The 16,929-nt window shown below is 62.8% G+C and carries 19 protein-coding genes; 10 read left to right on the plus strand and 9 right to left on the minus strand.

Annotation, left to right across the window (positions count from 1 at the left end):
- Window positions 1–19 precede the first annotated feature (19 nt).
- The gene (locus BTHE68_RS36690) at window positions 20–196 is read right to left on the minus strand and encodes a hypothetical protein (RefSeq protein ID WP_174258144.1); all 177 of its coding nucleotides are present in this window, start codon (window positions 194–196) and stop codon (window positions 20–22) included.
- A 169-nt stretch (window positions 197–365) separates the two neighbouring features.
- Between BTHE68_RS36690 and BTHE68_RS34685 the strand changes: the two genes are divergently transcribed.
- Entirely contained in the window at window positions 366–1,484 is a 1,119-nt protein-coding gene (locus tag BTHE68_RS34685; RefSeq protein WP_232078228.1) for an aldose epimerase family protein, read from the plus strand.
- A gap of 9 nt (window positions 1,485–1,493) precedes the next feature.
- Here the strand turns inward: BTHE68_RS34685 and BTHE68_RS34690 are convergent, their stop codons facing one another.
- Window positions 1,494–2,870, minus strand: coding sequence for a GntT/GntP/DsdX family permease (locus BTHE68_RS34690; RefSeq protein ID WP_162070764.1), 1,377 nt, complete (start codon window positions 2,868–2,870; stop codon window positions 1,494–1,496).
- A gap of 257 nt (window positions 2,871–3,127) precedes the next feature.
- Here BTHE68_RS34690 and BTHE68_RS34695 point away from each other — a divergent pair, with 257 nt between their 5' ends.
- From BTHE68_RS34695 to BTHE68_RS34715, 5 genes are all read left to right on the plus strand, one after another.
- Complete coding sequence (locus BTHE68_RS34695) at window positions 3,128–4,009, plus strand: RNA polymerase sigma-70 factor (RefSeq protein ID WP_162070765.1); 882 nt, start codon at window positions 3,128–3,130, stop codon at window positions 4,007–4,009.
- A 154-nt stretch (window positions 4,010–4,163) separates the two neighbouring features.
- Entirely contained in the window at window positions 4,164–4,643 is a 480-nt protein-coding gene (locus BTHE68_RS34700) for a carboxymuconolactone decarboxylase family protein (RefSeq protein ID WP_162070766.1), read from the plus strand.
- 38 nt (window positions 4,644–4,681) lie between these two features.
- Complete coding sequence (locus BTHE68_RS34705) at window positions 4,682–5,089, plus strand: cupin domain-containing protein (RefSeq protein WP_162070767.1); 408 nt, start codon at window positions 4,682–4,684, stop codon at window positions 5,087–5,089.
- 75 nt (window positions 5,090–5,164) lie between these two features.
- On the plus strand, window positions 5,165–6,172 hold the full coding sequence (locus BTHE68_RS34710) for a LysR family transcriptional regulator (RefSeq protein ID WP_162070768.1): 1,008 nt from the start codon (window positions 5,165–5,167) through the stop codon (window positions 6,170–6,172).
- 166 nt (window positions 6,173–6,338) lie between these two features.
- Window positions 6,339–6,857, plus strand: a complete 519-nt coding sequence (locus tag BTHE68_RS34715) for an Ohr family peroxiredoxin (RefSeq protein ID WP_162070769.1) — start codon at window positions 6,339–6,341, stop codon at window positions 6,855–6,857.
- 12 nt (window positions 6,858–6,869) lie between these two features.
- On the opposite strand, the gene BTHE68_RS34720 is transcribed toward BTHE68_RS34715, so the two are convergent.
- The 4 genes from BTHE68_RS34720 to BTHE68_RS34735 form a co-directional block, all read right to left on the minus strand.
- Window positions 6,870–8,252 carry an MFS transporter gene (locus tag BTHE68_RS34720; protein WP_162070770.1) on the minus strand — a complete coding sequence of 461 codons (1,383 nt, stop codon included), beginning with the start codon at window positions 8,250–8,252 and terminating at the stop codon, window positions 6,870–6,872.
- Between the two features lie 74 nt (window positions 8,253–8,326).
- Window positions 8,327–8,662: an NIPSNAP family protein gene (locus BTHE68_RS34725; protein ID WP_162070771.1), complete on the minus strand. Its 336-nt coding sequence runs from the start codon at window positions 8,660–8,662 to the stop codon at window positions 8,327–8,329.
- Complete coding sequence (locus BTHE68_RS34730; protein WP_162070772.1) at window positions 8,659–10,404, minus strand: FAD-dependent oxidoreductase; 1,746 nt, start codon at window positions 10,402–10,404, stop codon at window positions 8,659–8,661. The genes BTHE68_RS34725 and BTHE68_RS34730 overlap by 4 nt, the downstream gene beginning before the upstream one ends.
- A 23-nt stretch (window positions 10,405–10,427) precedes the next feature.
- Complete coding sequence (locus BTHE68_RS34735; RefSeq protein ID WP_162070773.1) at window positions 10,428–11,267, minus strand: SDR family NAD(P)-dependent oxidoreductase; 840 nt, start codon at window positions 11,265–11,267, stop codon at window positions 10,428–10,430.
- A gap of 136 nt (window positions 11,268–11,403) precedes the next feature.
- Here BTHE68_RS34735 and BTHE68_RS34740 point away from each other — a divergent pair, with 136 nt between their 5' ends.
- A complete protein-coding gene (locus tag BTHE68_RS34740; RefSeq protein WP_162070774.1) occupies window positions 11,404–12,297 on the plus strand; it encodes a helix-turn-helix domain-containing protein in 894 nt (297 codons plus the stop codon).
- A gap of 122 nt (window positions 12,298–12,419) precedes the next feature.
- The gene (treA, locus tag BTHE68_RS34745; RefSeq protein WP_162070775.1) at window positions 12,420–14,069 is read left to right on the plus strand and encodes an alpha,alpha-trehalase TreA; all 1,650 of its coding nucleotides are present in this window, start codon (window positions 12,420–12,422) and stop codon (window positions 14,067–14,069) included.
- A 62-nt stretch (window positions 14,070–14,131) separates the two neighbouring features.
- On the opposite strand, the gene BTHE68_RS34750 is transcribed toward treA, so the two are convergent.
- Both BTHE68_RS34750 and BTHE68_RS34755 read right to left on the minus strand, forming a co-directional pair.
- The gene (locus BTHE68_RS34750; protein WP_162070776.1) at window positions 14,132–14,368 is read right to left on the minus strand and encodes a tautomerase family protein; all 237 of its coding nucleotides are present in this window, start codon (window positions 14,366–14,368) and stop codon (window positions 14,132–14,134) included.
- Between the two features lie 69 nt (window positions 14,369–14,437).
- Entirely contained in the window at window positions 14,438–15,148 is a 711-nt protein-coding gene (locus BTHE68_RS34755) for an SDR family NAD(P)-dependent oxidoreductase (RefSeq protein ID WP_162070777.1), read from the minus strand.
- A gap of 170 nt (window positions 15,149–15,318) precedes the next feature.
- On the opposite strand from BTHE68_RS34755, the gene BTHE68_RS34760 reads away from it, so the two are divergent.
- The gene (locus tag BTHE68_RS34760) at window positions 15,319–16,041 is read left to right on the plus strand and encodes a haloacid dehalogenase type II (RefSeq protein ID WP_162070778.1); all 723 of its coding nucleotides are present in this window, start codon (window positions 15,319–15,321) and stop codon (window positions 16,039–16,041) included.
- Between the two features lie 29 nt (window positions 16,042–16,070).
- Here the strand turns inward: BTHE68_RS34760 and BTHE68_RS34765 are convergent, their stop codons facing one another.
- Window positions 16,071–16,364, minus strand: coding sequence for a DUF1330 domain-containing protein (locus BTHE68_RS34765; protein ID WP_162070779.1), 294 nt, complete (start codon window positions 16,362–16,364; stop codon window positions 16,071–16,073).
- Window positions 16,365–16,624: 260 nt separating this feature from the next.
- Between BTHE68_RS34765 and BTHE68_RS34770 the strand changes: the two genes are divergently transcribed.
- A complete protein-coding gene (locus BTHE68_RS34770; protein WP_162070780.1) occupies window positions 16,625–16,924 on the plus strand; it encodes a DUF4148 domain-containing protein in 300 nt (99 codons plus the stop codon).
- The last annotated feature ends 5 nt before the right edge of the window (window positions 16,925–16,929 follow it).

The following is a 16,929-nucleotide window of genomic DNA, read 5'->3' on the forward strand; positions in this document are numbered from 1 at the left end:
TCACGATTCATCTAATGAATCAGCCCGCTTCGCCGACCTCCTTCGGATCGGGCAATTTGCCTTGCTTGTCGCGCTGCGGCGGCGCGGGCTCGTCCTTCATCGCGCGCTTTTGTTCATCGGACAGGCGGCGGTCGGCCACATTCGGGTCTTCGGTCGTTTGTTTCGGCGGGGTGGGACGATCTGTTTGCTCGTTCATGAGAGGCTCCTTGTCAACGTCAATGGATGGACGCGAAATCGGCCGCACGCGACGTGCCCGCTCATGAGTCAGGCATAGGCGATGCTGAACTTCCCGTTTTGCGATGTCGGACGATCTTCCTCTCACACCACTTATGCGCGACTCGAAAAAGGCCCTCCTGGTCATATCCATGCTGGCGTGCGCGGCGTTCATACCGCTGCGCGTCGCGGCAGCGTCGATCGCTTCCGCGCCTTATGGCGCGACGCAGCAAGGTCAGGCGGTCGTGCAATACACGCTTTCGAATGCGCGCGGCGTGACGATGAACTGCATCACCTATGGCGGCATCGTCACACGGCTCGATGTGCCCGACCGGCGCGGACGTCGCGCGGATATCGTGCTCGGTTTCGGCTCGCTCGGCGACTATGAAAAGTACAACGGCAAGATTCATTTCGGCGGATTGATCGGGCGCTATGCGAATCGCATTGCGGATGGACGGTTCGAGCTCGACGGACGCACCTGGAAGCTGCCCGTCAACGAGCCGCCGAACACGCTGCATGGCGGACCGCACGGCTTCGACGAAAAGGTCTGGACCGTGGTGAGAACGTTCCAGGGCGCGCAGGGCGCGGGCGTGCAGCTTCGCTACGTGAGTCCCGATGGCGAGAACGGCTTTCCCGGCACGCTCACGGTCGATGTCACCTACACGCTCACCGATGAGAACGAACTGCGCATCGACTATCGCGCGAAGACGGACAAGCCGACTGTCGTGAATCTCACGAATCACAGCTACTTCAACCTCGCGGGCGAGAACAGCGGCGGCGTCGAGAGTCAGCTCATCATGATCGCGGGATCGAGCTATACGCCGACGCGGCCCGATTCGATTCCGACGGGAGAAATCGCGAACGTCGAGAACACGCCGCTCGATCTGCGCGCGCTCACGCCGATCGGTGCGCGGCTGCGTTCCTCGCATCAGCAGATGCGCTTTGCGCGCGGCTACGATCACAACTGGAAGCTCAACAAGAACGGCCAGCGCATCGATGAAGCGATCTTCGCGGCGCGCGCCTACGATCCGTCGAGCGGCCGCGTGCTCGATGTCTACACGACGCAACCGGGCCTGCAGTTCTACACGGGCAACGGTCTGGACGGCAGCGCGATCGGCACGTCGGGCACGGCGTATCGCCAGACGGATGGCTTCGCGCTGGAAACCCAGCACTTTCCGGACTCGCCGAATCGTCCGGCGTTCCCGTCGACCGAGCTCAAGCCCGGCGACGAGTATCACGAAGTCACGGTCTGGAAGCTCGGGGTGCGTTGAGGTCGCGGTTCAGGTCAGCACGCTCCAGAGCAAGAGCGTCAACACGAGTCCAACCACGGAGACGATCGTCTGGAGTACGGACCATACGGCAACCGTGTGCTTCAGCTTGAGACCGAAATATTCGCGCACCATCCAGAAGCCCGCGTCGTTGACGTGACAGAAGAACACCGAGCCCGCGCCGATCGCCAGCGCGATCAGCGAACTGTGCGTCGCCGTGAGTCCGCCCACGACCGGCGCGACGATGCCCGCGGTCGTCGTCGTGGCGACGGTCGCGGAGCCTGTCGCCTGCCGCAATGCGACCGCGATCAGCCACGCGAGCAGGATCAGCGGCAAATGCGTGCCGACCGCAATCTTCCCGATGGTCACGCTGATGCCCGCGTTCACGAGCATCTGCTTCAGGCCGCCGCCCGCGCCGATGGTGAGCAGGAGCGCCGCGATCGGCGGCAGGCTCTTGCGCAGGATGCCGCCGACGCGCTCGCGCGCCATGCCGCGCGACCAGCCGAGCATCACGATCGCGAAGAGCACTGTCAAGGCGAGTGCGATGAGCGGCTCACCGACGAAATCGAGCGTGTCGTACAACAGCGTGTCTTTCGCCAGCGCGAGCTTCGCGACAGTGCGGCCGAGCATCATCACGACGGGCAGCAGGATCGTGACAAGCGATATCGCGAAGCTCGGCGTCGCTGCGCCGTCGCCATGCGCGGTGAAGAGCTGGCCCATTTCCTCTGGCTCGTCGATATGCAGGCGCTTCGACAGCCAGATGCCATACAGCGGCCCCGCGAGAATCACCGCGGGCAGCGCGACGATCAGACCGAGACCGAGCGTCAGGCCGAGATCGGCGTGCAGCGCGCTCACCGCGATCAGCGGTCCCGGATGCGGCGGCAGGAGCGCGTGCAGCGTCGTCATGCCGGCGAGCGCGGGAATCGCGATACGCAGGATCGGCTGCTTCGCGCGGCGCGCCATCACGAAGATGATCGGGACCATCATCACGAGGCCGACTTCGAAGAAGAGCGGCAAGCCGACGATGATCGCGACGAACGCCATCATCCACGGCAGGCGGCGTGGCGTCGAATGATCGAGCAGCGTGGTGACGAGTCGATCGGCTGCGCCGGATTCGGCCATCAGCGCGCCGAGCATGGCGCCGAGCGCGATGATGATGCCGACGTCGCCGAGCAGCGCGCCCGCGCCCTTGCTGAACGCCTGCGCGATCGCCTCGAGCGGTTGATGCGCGGCGAAGCCCGCCGCGAACGTGCCCACCAGAATGGACAGAAACGGCGCGAGCTTGAGCACGCTGATGGAAACGATGATGATCGCGAGGCCGAGCGCGCAGGCGATCAGAAGCTGAGTGTCGTGGGCGGACCAGGGGGCGAGCGTTGTTGTTGGATTCACAGTGACCTTGGGCTGACGCGCATCGTTCGACATGCCGATGCAATTACGATGAGCTTTCGCATCCCGCGCATGTGCGGGACGCGAAGCCCCGTCGTAATAGCACTTTTCGAAACGATGGTCAAAATTGGCCGCGTAATTCTCAGATCTTTACTGCGTCACCGGATCATCCACTCGTACGCGCGCGCGCGTAATATACGATCACCTTCAACGTAGCTTTCAAATCGATGGTTTCCGCCTACGAACGAGGATTCGCTTTCATGGATGACGCCACACGCGAATTCGACCGCCTGCGTCCGCGCTTGCAGGGCATCGCGTATCGCATGCTCGGCTCGGTCGCGGAAGCCGAGGACATCGTGCAGGACGTGTGGCTGCGCTGGCATGCTGCGGCGCGCGAAGCCATCGAGAACGCGGAGGCGTGGCTCGTCGCCGTCACGACCCGTCATTCGATCGACCGTCTGCGCGCCGCGAAACTGCAGCGCGAGCACTACGCGGGCATCTGGCTGCCCGAGCCGCAGATCACCGAGCCGCCCGCGACGCCGGAAGAAGTCACCGAGCGCGCGGACGATGTATCCGTCGCGTTTCTGCTGCTGCTCGAACGCCTGACGCCCGAGGCGCGCGCGGCCTTCCTGCTGCGCGAGGTCTTCGACGCGGATTATCCCGAGATCGCGGGGATCATCGGCAAGACGGAGGCCGCGTGCCGTCAACTCGTGAGCCGTGCGAAAGCGCAGTTGCGCGAGGAACGTCCGCGCCGTTCGGTGCCGCGCGAGCTGCATCGGCGCGTGTTGCACGCCTTCGCGCATGCGATCGAACACGGCGATTTCGCCGCGATCCACGCGATGCTCGCGGACGACGCCACGCTCGTCGGCGATGGCGGCGGACGCGTGCAGAGCTTTCCGAAGCCGCTCGTCGGCGGGAAGCGCATCGCGCAGCTTTTCTATGCGGCGCACCTGCGCCATGGGACAGGCGTGCGGCTCGAACTCGTCATGCTCAACGAGCAATGGGCGCTGCTGCGCTTCATCGACGGCAAGCTCGAATCCGCGCAGACGTACGACATCGAAGACGAACGCATCGTGCGCATACAGGTTCAACGCAATCCCGACAAGCTGGAACGCATCGCGGCCCTTCGCGGCGGCGCGTGATGCACTGCAGTTGCGATTGATGCACGCGAGGCAACAGCGTGCGTACGTTCGCGCGTCTACCGGGCGAAGCCGCGCGAATTTACGATGACATCCATGCCGAACGCGAACCAGCGCGAACATCGGCAGGCATTTTCAACCAGGCATGGAGCCCATCATGACGCAGCGAATCAACTACGTTCAACAATCGCCCGAGCTGTTCAAGAAGTTCTATGAATTCAGCCAGGCGTTGAAGGAGTGCTCGATCGAGCAGACGACCCGCGATCTCGTGACGCTGCGCGCATCGCAGATGAACGGTTGCGGCTTCTGCGTCGACATGCACGTGAAGGAAGCGAAGATTCACGGCGAGCGCGAGCTGCGCACGCACCATGTCGCGATCTGGCGTGAATCGACGCTGTTCTCGCCGCGCGAACGTGCCGCGCTGGCCTGGACCGAAGTGCTGACCCGCTTGCCAGAGCACGGCGTGCCCGACGAACTCTATGGACGGGTGCGCGAGCAGTTCTCGGAGAAGGAACTCTCCGACCTGACCTACGCCATCATGGCGATCAACGGATGGAACCGCGCGAATGTCGCGTTCCAGACGGTGCCGGGCTCGTCCGACAAGGCCTTCGGCCTCGACAAGGCGAATCTGTCGTAACGCGTACGCGCCGTCATTCGATCATGGGAGAACCGATCATGCATAGCATCAAACGCGTGGGGCTGGCGCTCGTCGTCGGATGCGCGGCGTTCGTCGCGAACACCGCGCAGGCAGCGCCCGAGGCGATCGTCAAGGAACTGATGACCAGGCCGCTGCCCGAATATCCGGGCAAGGAAGAGCTGATGATCAGCGTGGAATATCCGCCGGGCGCGGTCGATCCGGTGCATCGTCACGATGCACACGCGTTCCTGTACGTGCTCGAAGGCACGATCATCATGCAGGTCAAGGGCGGCAAGGCCGTGACGCTCAAGCCCGGCGACACGTTTTATGAAGGCCCTGACGATATCCACACGGTGGGCCGCAACGCCAGCAATACGAAGCGCGCGAAGTTCATCGTGCTGCTTCTGAAGGACAAGGGCAGCCCGGTTCTGACGCCGGTGAAATAAAAATCCGGCATGGCGTGTCACAAAGCGCGGCGCGCGAACGTCTAGTGAGACAGAGCCACTACGTTTCTGACCGCCATGCCACTGGATCTTGCGTTCCATTCCGACGATTCGCTCGCGTACAGCTTCGTGACGAGCTACGCGGGCGTCGTTTCATTTCTGGCCGTCGCCAACGAAGGCAGTTTCGCGAAAGCGAGCGATCGCCTGGGAATCGGCCGTTCCGCCGTCAGCCGCAACGTGCAGAAGCTCGAAGCACAGCTCGACGCGCGTCTCTTTCTTCGCACCACGCGCCGCACGTCACTCACGCGCGAGGGCGAACTCTTCTACAAGAATTGCCAGCCGGGCGTGGAGCGCATCGTGCAGGCGCTCGAAGACATGCGAGAGTTGCGCAACGGGCCGCCGCGCGGGCACTTGCGCATCGCCTCGGCGCCGGGCTTCGGCCGCAAGGTCGTGGCGCCGCTGTTATCCGGCTTCAATGCGCGTTATCCCGACGTCGCGCTGGAATTGCTGCTCAGCGATCGTCCGTGCGATTTCACCGCCGAGCGCGTCGATGTCGCGTTTCGCGACGGCCAGATGGAAGACAGCGAAGTCGTCGCGAAGCAGTTGATTCCGATGCAGAGAGTCGTGTGCGCGTCGCCGCAGTATGTGTGCGCGTATGGATTGCCGCGCCATGTCGATGATCTGGAGAAGCATCGCTGCATCAACTTCCGCACCTCGACGGGACGCATCGCCGACTGGGAGTTCAAGGTCGACGGTCTCGCACACAAGCGCTCGCCCGCCGCGCGGCAGACCTTCAACGACATCGACCTGATGCTTCAAGCGGTGCTCGACGGGCAGGGCATCGCGCAACTGCCCGCGTATCTCGTGTGCGATCCGCTCAAGGCCGGGCGCCTCGTCATGTGTCTCGCGCAGCACGCGCCCGACGACGGCGGCCACTATCTTTGCTATCTGAGCCGCAAGCAACTGCCCGCGCGCGTGCGTGTATTCGTCGATTACATGACGGAGCACACGCGCGCACTCGATCTGCATTGCCTGACGACGACCATCACGAACGCGCGTGCGTTGCCGCTCGTGCCCGCCGATTGATGCACTGATGGCAACACGGCGCTTCCTGTGGCGGCGCTACCGGATGCAAGCGCGCACGTCTACGATGCATCGCGTACGACACGTGTTTCGGGCAGTTTAGAGAGGGAAACCATGAAGATCGTAGTGGTCGGCGGCAAGGTGTCATCGCTTGCATAAGAGACCGTTCATGGCGCCGATCGATCCGCCGCCCGTCAGTCTGCTCGACAAGTATCAAGGGCAGGACGTGCAACCGCTCTACAAGACGACCGTCACCGTCACGGGCGGCGACGCGGACCATGGCCGCGCCTCGGGCGTGGCCCGCTCCGACGACGGCAATCTCGAGCTGAATCTGCGCATGCCGGAGGCGCTCGGCGGACCAGGCGGCGGCACCAACCCGGAGCAGTTGTTCGCGGCAGGTTATGCCGCGTGCTTTCATGGCGCGCTCGCGTTGCTGGCGGCGCGCGCGGGCATCGCGGTGGAAGGCGCCAGTGTGGCCGTCACGGTGGAATTCAGCCGCGATCCGATGGATGGCCTCTTCGTGCTCACCGCGCACACGCGCGTTCAAATGCCTGGCGTCGAGCGCACGGTGGCGGAAGAACTCGTGCGCAACACCGAACGTTTCTGCCCTTACACGAAGATGACGCGCAAGGGCATCGTCAATATAGTCGCGCTTGCAAATGACCACGATGCCGCCGATGCGCCGTGACGCGACCGTGTGTCATTCGATCGGCACGCGCGCAGTCTGATCGAGATGATTCGGCTCGGGCGATGCATCGCGCCGGCTCAACGCGCCGAGCGCGAACGCGGCGATGAAGGCGGGAATCGCTAGCAGCGTGAAGACCGCGCCGAACTGCAGGCCCATGCTCATGAGCAGGCCGCCCGTCATCGCGCCGGCGACCGCGCCCATGCGCCCGATGCCGAGCATCCATGCGACCCCCGTGGCGCGGCTGCGCGTCGGATAGAACGACGCTGCGAGCGCCGACATCGACGTGACCGCGCTCGTCACGGCAGTGCCCGTCAGGAAGATCAGCACCGCGAGCCAGAACTGATCGGCCACGCCGCGCCCGATGGTCAGCACGAGGGCAGCCGCCAGCACGTATGCGCAGGCGTTCACGCGTCGCGGATTGGCACGGTCCATCACCCAGCCGAGACACAGGTTGCCGAGAATGCCGCCGAGCGGAAAGAGCGACGTGGTGAGCGCGGCGCGTTCGGCCGAAAAGCCCGCATCCTTGAAGAGCGTGGGCAGCCAGTTCGTCAGCAGATAGAAGATCATCAGGCCCATGAAGTACGCGATCCACAGCATCGACGTGCCATAGCGATAAGGCCGCGAAACGATGAGCCCGAGCGATGACTTGTCGGTGCCGCCCGTGCGGGTATCGGCAGCGGTGAACGTGACGGACGAACCTTCGGCAAGACGCGGATCGTCCGAGATGCGTCGCAGAATCTGCGCGATCTTTTGCGCGGGGCGCTGTCGCAAGACCATGAATTGCGCCGATTCGGGAAGCAGCAGGAGCAGCAACGCCGTGAGCACGATGGGGCCGATGCCGCCCGCGACGAGCACGCTCTGCCAGCCGAAATGCGGAATCAGCCAGGCCGCGCACAGGCCGCCCAGCGAGAGACCCACGGAGAAGCCGCAGAACATGGTGTTGACGGCGACCGCGCGACTGCGTGCGGGCGCGTACTCGGACATCAGCGTGACCGCGTTGGGCATCGCGGCGCCGAGACCCAGGCCGGTCAGAAAGCGCCACGCGGTCAACGTTTCGACCGAACTTGCCTGCGCCGATGCCAGACTCCACACGCCGAAGAAGAATACCGACAGCGTGAGCACCGCCTTGCGCCCGATACGATCGGCGACCGGACCCGCCGCGAGCGCGCCGATGCCGAGTCCGACGAGCGCCGCGCTCATCACCGGGCCCAATGCGGCGCGCGTGATGCCCCAGTCGCCGATCAGCGACGGTGCAATGAAACCGACTGCGGCTGTGTCGAAGCCATCGGCCGCGACGACGAGAAAGCACAGGATCAGGATGACCCATTGATACGGCGAGAAGCGCTCGCCGTCGATGAAGCTTTGGACCTCGATGGTCCCGACTCTCTTTTCCATGCTGTATGTCTCCATTCATTCATGTATAAGCAATCGCAGGAATGCGGCCTTCGTCGTGCCGCTATGCCGCGCTGTTAGCGCATGGCGGGCGAAAGACTTTTAAATTCGACGCGCCTGATGATGCGGCTCTCCTGCGCGACGATCAGATGCGCCGATGCCTGCAGATAGGCGGGCCATTCCGGATCGTTGTCGCGCGCGGTGCGTCGCTGGTCGTAGTCCGCGATGCTTTCGTAGCTCCACAGATGCACGACCTGATTCAATGCGCCGATGTCGCTCATATAGAAGCCCACGGGCGCGCCGAGATACTTGAGCTGGATCGGCATGGCGAGACGATCGAATACATCGATGAATTCGTTCATGCCGCGTGGCTTGATCGTGTAGATGCGATGATCGATGAAAGGCTTGCTCATGCTGCGCTCCTCAGTTCCTTGATCTTCGCGCGCGCATCGATGCGGCCCGCGAGATGCAATCCGGTGAGATAACCGAAGGTCATGATCGGGCCGAGCGTGATGCCCGCGCCGGGATAGTTGCCGCCCATGACGCTCGCGCGATCGTTGCCGACCGCATAAAGGCCGGGGATCGGCTCGTCGTCCTTCAGCACCTGGCCGTGCGGATTCGTTGCGATGCCGTCGAAGGTGCCGAGATCGCCCATCACGACCTTCAGCGCGTAGTAAGGACCTTCGCCGATGGGCGCAACGCACGGATTCGGCGCGTGCGCGGGATCGCCGAGATAGCGGTTGAACGAAGTCGTGCCGCGGCCGAATGCGGTGTCCTTGCCTTGCGTGGCATCGCGGTTATAGGCGCGCACGGTTGCTTCGAGCGCGGTGGCGTCGATGCCCGCGCGCTGCGCGAGTTCCGTCAGCGTGCGGCCCTTCACCAGATAACCGCTCTTCAGATGCGCGCCGAGCGGTATCGGCGCGGGCTTTGCAAAGCCAAGACCGTATTTGCGAATCGTCGCGTGATCGCAGATCAGCCACATCGCGGTTTCTTTTTCGTCGCGACAGGCTTCGATCATCGCTGCGCCGACATCGTGATAAGAGTTAGATTCGTTGGTGAAGCGCCTGCCGCCGCGCGTCACGCCGATCACGCCCGGCTTGTAGCGATCGAGCAGATGCGGAAACACGCCGAATTTGCCGTCTTTCAACGGTACGCGCGAGACGGGCATCCACGCGGCCGGCTGCGGATAGCGGATATCGACACGCGCGCCCACACGTTCGGCCATGCGTGCGCCGTCGCCGGTATTGCCAGCGGGAACGGGCGAGGCATGTTCGCCGCCGCGTCGCAGATGCGGATACGCCTTCGCAATGCGCGCGACATCATGCGAAAAGCCGCCGCACGCGAGCACGACGCCACGCCGCGCGGTGATGCGCGTTTCGCGGCCTTTGGAAACGACGATCGCGCCGGTCACGCGGCCTTTCTCCGTGACCAGTTCCTTCGCGCCGGTACGCGTATGAATCGGAATGCCGAGATCGAGCGCCGATTTGGCGAGACGCGCGGCCAGCGCGTTGCCGCTCGTGATCTGCACGCCGCGTCGATAGAGCGCGAGTTCGCGGAGATGACTCGCAAGCCGCCTGGCGACATACCAGGCGGACGCAAGCGATTTCGTCGCGTTGAAGAAGTGCTTGAGATCGGCGCTCGACGAATTGAACATCATGCCGATGAACGTGATCGTCGCAAGCGGCGGACGCAGGCGCGCGATGTCCTTGCCCAGCTCGCGCGCATCGAAGGGTTTCGCGACAACGGAGCGACCCACGTCGACGCCGCCCGGCGCATCGGGATGATAGTCGGGGTAGAGCGTCGGCAGGAACCTGACTGAAGTCTCGCGCTCGAAGAAGTCGATCATGCGCGGACCGTTGTCGAGGAACGCATCGACGGCGGCTTCGTCGTACATCGCGCCGGTTTCGCCGCGCATGTATCGAAGCGCCGCTTCGCGTGTATCGTGAATGCCCGCTTCCTTCGCGTGGCGATTGCCGGGAATCCACAGCACGCCGCCCGAAAAAGCCGTGGTGCCGCCGAAGTATTCCTCTTTCTCGACGACGATCACGTCGAGCCCTTGCTTCTTCGCTGTGATGGCCGTCGAGAGGCCGCCGGCGCCCGAGCCGATCACGAGCACATCGCAAGCGAGATCGGACGACCGCGTTACGGTAGTCATGATGATGTCCTTTGATTTGAGGTTCAGGCGGTACGCGGCGCTTCGAAGCCGGGGCGCGGCACGAGATCCATCAGCATGCATTCGAGGCCGCCGTCTACGGCAAGCTCCGCGCCGTTCACATAAGCCGCGCGACGACTCGCGAGAAACGCCACGACTTCCGCGATATCGCGTGGCTCGCCAATGCGTCGACTCGCGGTCATCGCGCTGCGGCGCGCTTCGACATCGCCCTGTTCGTAGAAAGCCTTCGACAGCGGCGTGCGGATCATGCCGGGGCATACCGCGTTGCTGCGCACGCCGCGCGCGCCCCATTCGGCGGCGATCTGCCGCGAGAGCATCGCGATGCCGGCCTTGCTGGGGCTATATGCGCCGCTCCATGTCTGCGGATGATGCGCCGCCACCGATGCGATATGCACGATGCTGCCCGCGCCGCGCGCCAGCATGCCGCGCCCGAATGACTGCGCACACAACATGTAGCCCGTGAGATTCACGGCGAGCATCGCGTTCCACGCTTCGAGGCCGATATCTTCGATGCCGCCCGCTCTCAACAGCCCGGCGTTGTTGACGAGCACATCGACATGGCCATACTTGCGTTCGACCTGTTCGCGCGCACGATTCACGCTCGCCGCATCGCCGATATCGCAGGTTATGGCGATCGCGTCGACACCGCTTGCACGCAACGCTTCGGCCGTTTCGTGACAGCCCGCTTCATCGCGATCGAGCAATGCAAGGCGCGCGCCCGCGTCGGCGAATGTGCTTGCTATGGCGCGGCCGATGCCGCCCGCCGCACCCGTCACCACACACACGCTCGATTCGAGGCCGAGCCAATGCGGCGCGGTGTGATCCCGCGCGACCTGATTAGTCATCCTTGTCTCCTGAGTCCGTTCAATACGAAGGCGTCGATAACCTTCGCCGTGAAAAAAGTATATTCACGGCTTTGCAGGAAAAATTGGACAAAGCCGGCAGACGACAGGACAATTTGTGCATCAGGAGATGCGCGACATGAGGAAAATCCCTAACTACAGTCTGTACGGTGAATCGGCGCGTCCGCCGTGGTATGACGCGTTCAACTTCGAATGGATCGTCGAGCGCAGCGCGCCGAACGACTGGCATATCGACGCGCATCGGCATGATGCGCTGCTGCAATTTCTGTACATTCGCGGCGGCGGAGGGGAAGTGCTGATCGAGAACCGCATGATCGAGATCGTGCCGCCGAGCGTGATCATGCTTCCCGCGCAGACGGTGCACGGCTTCAATTTCGCACCGGATGTGGATGGTCTCGTCGTCACCGTGGCGCAACGATCGATCGAGGCGCTCGCATCGATCGCGGCGCCGGGCCTCATTCCCGTGCTGCAGCGCGCGGGCGTATCTCGCGTGAACGCGCAGGCCGTGAAGGAAAGCGCATTCATGCCGATTCTCGAATTGCTGGAGAAGGAATTTCGTGCAACGGATCGCGGGCACATGGCGGCGGGCATGTCGCTGCTGATTGCACTTTTCGTGCATGTGGCGCGCCTGTGCGAAAGCGCGTCGGCGCCGAATGTGGCATCGACGGAACGGCGCGCGCAGCAGATCAAGCGCTTCAGGGCACTCGTGGCCGCGCATTTCCGCGAGCATCGTCCCGTCGAGTTCTATGCGCAGAAGCTCGGCATGACCGTCACGCAGCTCGGCCGCATTTGCCGAGAGGAAATATCAAGCTCGCCGCTTGCGTTGATCAACGAACATCTCGTGCGCGAGGCACAACGCGATCTCGTCTATTCCACGCTATCGGTCAAGCAGATCGCGCATGGACTGGGCTTTACCGATATCGCGTACTTCAGTCGTTATTTCCGCAAGCAGACCGGCGTCACGCCGACACAGTTTCAGGCAGAGGCGCACAAGGTGCTGGCCATTCAATAGCGGCATTCGAGGGTTGCCAGAGGCTTGCAGGCGTGCGATGCTTCGCCCTGCCGTGAACCACTCATAACAAACACGGCCCGAGCGAGACCAGTTCGATTCACTCATCCTTTCATGGAGGGAGCATGATCGCACTGTCATCGCATCGCGCGACGCGTGAGGCGTCGCGGCGCTTCACGTTCAGGGCGCGCGCAATGTTATGCGGCTGGCTCGTCATGAGCGCGGCAGCGAGCGTGGCGTATGCCGACGCCCAAACCGGTTATACGTTGCCGCCACCGCCGAGCGAGCTATACGGCGATCTGTTCGTCGCCGTGCAGACGCAGGGTATCTATCCTGATCAGAAGACTTTTGTCGATGCGGTGCCGAAGATCGACCCCGCGCAGATCGTGCAGGCCTACCATCAGCAAATGTCGGTGCCGGGCTTCTCGCTCAAGAACTTCGTTGCGCAATACTTCACGCCGCCTACGGACCAGAGCATCACGCCGCCGCCGAACCAGACGCTGCGCGAACATATCGACTGGCTGTGGCCCGAACTCACGCGTCTGACGACGACCGCGAACGTTCCGCCCAATAGCTCGCTGATCCCGATGCCCAAGCAGTATGTCGTGCCGGGCGGACGCTTTCGCGAAGGTTACTACTGGGACACCTATTTCACGATGCTCGGTCTTCAGGAAGCGGGCCGCGAAGATCTCGTCGACGACATGCTCGATAACTTCGCGTATCTGATCGATACGATCGGCCATATTCCCAATGGCAATCGCACCTATTACGTGAGCCGTTCGCAGCCGCCATTCTTCTCCTACATGGTCGAACTTGCCGCGAAGAAAGAGGGCGGCCGCGTCTATCAGAAGTATTTGCCGCAATTGCGCCGTGAATATGGCTACTGGATGCAAGGCGCAAACGGATTGCAGCCGGGCGATGCGGTGCGCAACGTCGTGATGCTGCCGGACAAGACCGTGCTCAATCGCTACTGGGACGAACGCGACACGCCGCGCGACGAGTCGTATTCGGAGGACGTCGCCACCGCCAAACAAGTCACGAATCGCCCGTCGAACGAGGTGTATCGCGATCTGCGCGCGGCGGCCGAAAGCGGCTGGGATTTCAGTTCGCGCTGGTTCGGCGACAACATGACGCTCGCGACGATCCGCACTACGTCCATCATTCCCGTCGATCTGAACAGCCTGATGTTCCACCTCGAAACGACGATTGCCATCGGTTGCGGCGAGGCGCGCGATTTCGGTTGTGTCGGCGAGTTCGTCGGACGCGCGGCGCGGCGTGCGATCGGCATCAACAAGTATCTCTGGAACAAGAACGGCTATTACGGCGATTACGACTGGAAGCTCGCGCAGCCGCGCAATAATCCATCGGCCGCGATGCTCTATCCGCTCTTTGCGAATGCGGCGTGGCCGGAGCGCGCGCACAAGACCGCGCAGACCGTCGAAGCGATGCTATTGAAGCCGGGCGGCCTTACGACGACGACCTACAACACGACGCAGCAGTGGGACGCACCGAACGGCTGGGCGCCGTTGCACTGGATAGCCGTGCAGGGCCTGCGGCGCTACGGGCGCAGCGATCTCGCGCAGCAGATCGGCACGCGTTTTCTGGGCGACGTGAACAACGTCTACAAGACCCAGCAGAAGCTCGTCGAGAAATACGTGGTGGAAGGCGAGGGAACCGGTGGCGGAGGCGGCGGCGAATATCCGCTGCAGGATGGCTTCGGATGGACGAATGGCGTGACGCTGAAGCTGCTCGATCTTTATCCGTCAGCGCAATGACACCTGGAGATAGCGGCATCGCCGTGTCTGTTCATGCGGCGATGCCGGCGTTCCGATGCGCGTCAACTTTCCTTTGCCTGCTTTTGCCGCCGATACTCGGACACCGGCAAGCCGCCCACGCCCCAGTTCTCGAGTTCGACTTCCTGAATCACGACGAAGGTGCTGTCGAGCGGCTTGTTCAACACGTCGAGCAATAGCTGGCTCACGCCCTTGATGAGCTGCACTTTTTCATCGGCGGTGACGGCGCTCGTGCCGGGCTTGTTGCCTTCGCGTGTCACTTGAATCGTAACGATCGGCATGGTGATCTCCTGGATTGAAAAACAGCGATGCGCCCGCGAGGGGCGCATTCGCAACCGCTAAGTAATCGATCAATGTCCCGCGCTTTGACCGCCATCGACGTGCAGGATTTCGCCCGTCACGAACGGCGCAGCGTCGAGATACAGCACGGCGTTCGCGATATCGCTCATTTCGCCCATGCGTCCCATCGGATGCAGCGCGCCGAGTGCTTCGTGGGTTTCGGCTGCATGCATAGGCGACTTGATGATGCCGGGCGATACCGCATTCGCGCGAATGCCGGACTTCGCGTATTCGATCGCAAGCGATTTCGTCGCGGCGTTCAGACCGCCCTTCGTCAGCGATGCCAGAACCGAAGGTACGCCGCTCACTGCATGATCGACCAGCGTAGTCGTGATGTTGACGATATGCCCGCTCTTGTTCTTCTCCATCTGCTCGATCGCGAGTTGCGTGATATGGAAGAAGCCGTTCACGTTCACATTCAGGACCGCCGCATAGTCTTCCTGCGTATATTGCGTGAAAGGCTTGGCGATGAAAATGCCCGCGTTGTTGACGAGCGTATCGATGCGGCCGAAGCGCGCGATAGCCGCCTCGACGACACGCTGCGCCGTGGCGCGATCGCCGATATCGCCCGCGACAGCGACGACATTCGGATCGTCCGCCTGCTGAATCGAACGGGCGGTGGCGACGACGCCATAACCTTGTGCGCGGAATGCCTTGACGATTTCAGCGCCAATGCCTTGCGATGCGCCGGTAACGATAGCGACTTTTTGTGCGTTGCTCATGATGAACCTCGAAAGATGATGTTGGGCCTGTTGCGGATCGGACCGCTTGCTCCGATGAGTCGTAATTTAGGCGTTTCGAGATTCGTTGCGTACACATGCGGTGGACAATCAGTTTTGCGCGCAAGGAACAAGTCTTCGATCAGACGAATTACTTGAAAGGGGAAATCGACGTGAGCTTGCCCAACGTAAAGGCTTTCGTATTCGATGTATTCGGCACGGTGGTGGACTGGCGCGGCGGCGTCGCGCGCGAGGCCGCGCCGTTTCTGCAGCGCTTCGGCGCGGCGGGCGCGCAGCCGGAAGCTTTCGCCGATGCATGGCGCAGCCGCTATGTGCCGGCGATGCGCAAGATCATCAGTGGCGAGCGCCCCTTCGTGCGACTCGATGTATTGCATCGCGAGAACCTGATCGATGCATTACCGGAGTTCGGCATCGACCCGAATGCGGTCCCGCCGGAAGTGCTCGATGAATTGAATCTCGCGTGGCATCGCCTCGATCCGTGGCCGGATTCGATACCGGGTCTGCAACGGCTGAAGGCGCGCCATATCATCGCGCCGCTTTCGAACGGCAATATCAGGCTGATGGTGGATATGGCGAAGCGCGCCGGCTTGCCCTGGGATGCAATTCTCGGCGCGGAGATCGCGCAGATCTACAAGCCGGATCCGCAGGCGTATCTGCGCACGGCTGACGTGCTGATGCTCGCGCCGGAAGAAGTGTGTCTCGTCGCCGCGCATAACGACGATCTCGCCGCGGCGCGAAAGTGCGGCTTGCGCACCGCGTTCGTCGCGCGTCCGTATGAGCGTGGTCCCGCTCAGACGGTCGATCTGAAAGCCGCGAGCGACTGGGACGTCAGCGCGCGCGACATGATCGAACTGGCCGATGCCGTGGGCGCGTGAGCGCCGCGAACATCGGCCGAACCGCAACCTCAGGCAACGCCTTCGACGACGCGGAAATCGCGCACGACCGCATCGCCCAGCACTTCGAGCGCGTGCTGGTAGGTCGCGCTGTTATAGGCGGCGACGGCTGCATCGAGCGAGTCGAATTCGATGACCACCGTGCGCTCGATGACGCCTTCACCTTGCGTCATCGACGCAACGCCGCGAACGAGGGGCCGGCCGCCGCCTTCTGCGATGGCCTGCGTTGCGATCTTCGCGTATTCCGCTGTCTGCTCGGGCTTGATGATCTGCTTGTACACGCTGACCCAATATCCTTTTGCCATCTTCTGCTTCTCCAGTGTTTGACGGGCGCCTTGCGCCATGAGGCGAACGCGACGCGCATCTGCGTTCAGTCCGGCGGCCAGCATAGCAAATTCTCGAACGCCAGGACCGGCGCGGTTCGCGAGCGATTGTGCGCGTTTCGAAGAAGAGTGCTTTCTTGCGCTAGGGGTTAACCCGAGAGGACGCGCGACATAGACTGCACTCACTGCTTCGAACGGCACAGTGTTCGTAGCCAGGCACCTCATAACACTGGAGTTTCATCATGAAGTCGATCATCCGTGCGGCAGTCGTCGCCACCGCTCTCGTCATTCCCGTTGCTTCGTTTGCGCAAAGCCAGATCACGCGTGCTCAAGTGCGTGCAGAACTTGCCGAATTGCAGAGCGTCGGTTACCACGTAGGCGATGGCGATCAGGCGCATTATCCCGAAGCGATTCAGGCAGCCGAAGCGAAGCTCGCCGCGCGCGATGGTGCAACCGCTTATGGCGGCAGCGCCAATGGAACGTCGCAAGCGGGCGGTGCGCGCGTGTCGCCATCCGACTGGAACGCGATGTACTCGCGCTAAGCCAG

Source organism: Burkholderia sp. THE68 (assembly GCF_009938265.1).
Taxonomy (GTDB): domain Bacteria; phylum Pseudomonadota; class Gammaproteobacteria; order Burkholderiales; family Burkholderiaceae; genus Caballeronia.

Coding starts and splice junctions, on each gene's coding strand:
- BTHE68_RS34755 (WP_162070777.1), bottom strand. CDS start 15,148: ATGAGCAACGCACAAAAAGTCGCTATCGTTACCGGCGCATCGCAAGGC.
- BTHE68_RS34730 (WP_162070772.1), bottom strand. CDS start 10,404: ATGACTACCGTAACGCGGTCGTCCGATCTCGCTTGCGATGTGCTCGTG.
- BTHE68_RS34700 (WP_162070766.1), top strand. CDS start 4,164: ATGACGCAGCGAATCAACTACGTTCAACAATCGCCCGAGCTGTTCAAG.
- BTHE68_RS34695 (WP_162070765.1), top strand. CDS start 3,128: ATGGATGACGCCACACGCGAATTCGACCGCCTGCGTCCGCGCTTGCAG.
- BTHE68_RS34765 (WP_162070779.1), bottom strand. CDS start 16,364: ATGGCAAAAGGATATTGGGTCAGCGTGTACAAGCAGATCATCAAGCCC.
- BTHE68_RS34750 (WP_162070776.1), bottom strand. CDS start 14,368: ATGCCGATCGTTACGATTCAAGTGACACGCGAAGGCAACAAGCCCGGC.
- BTHE68_RS36690 (WP_174258144.1), bottom strand. CDS start 196: ATGAACGAGCAAACAGATCGTCCCACCCCGCCGAAACAAACGACCGAA.
- BTHE68_RS34770 (WP_162070780.1), top strand. CDS start 16,625: ATGAAGTCGATCATCCGTGCGGCAGTCGTCGCCACCGCTCTCGTCATT.
- BTHE68_RS34705 (WP_162070767.1), top strand. CDS start 4,682: ATGCATAGCATCAAACGCGTGGGGCTGGCGCTCGTCGTCGGATGCGCG.
- treA (WP_162070775.1), top strand. CDS start 12,420: ATGATCGCACTGTCATCGCATCGCGCGACGCGTGAGGCGTCGCGGCGC.
- BTHE68_RS34725 (WP_162070771.1), bottom strand. CDS start 8,662: ATGAGCAAGCCTTTCATCGATCATCGCATCTACACGATCAAGCCACGC.
- BTHE68_RS34715 (WP_162070769.1), top strand. CDS start 6,339: ATGGCGCCGATCGATCCGCCGCCCGTCAGTCTGCTCGACAAGTATCAA.
- BTHE68_RS34740 (WP_162070774.1), top strand. CDS start 11,404: ATGAGGAAAATCCCTAACTACAGTCTGTACGGTGAATCGGCGCGTCCG.
- BTHE68_RS34710 (WP_162070768.1), top strand. CDS start 5,165: ATGCCACTGGATCTTGCGTTCCATTCCGACGATTCGCTCGCGTACAGC.
- BTHE68_RS34720 (WP_162070770.1), bottom strand. CDS start 8,252: ATGGAAAAGAGAGTCGGGACCATCGAGGTCCAAAGCTTCATCGACGGC.
- BTHE68_RS34735 (WP_162070773.1), bottom strand. CDS start 11,267: ATGACTAATCAGGTCGCGCGGGATCACACCGCGCCGCATTGGCTCGGC.
- BTHE68_RS34685 (WP_232078228.1), top strand. CDS start 366: ATGCTGGCGTGCGCGGCGTTCATACCGCTGCGCGTCGCGGCAGCGTCG.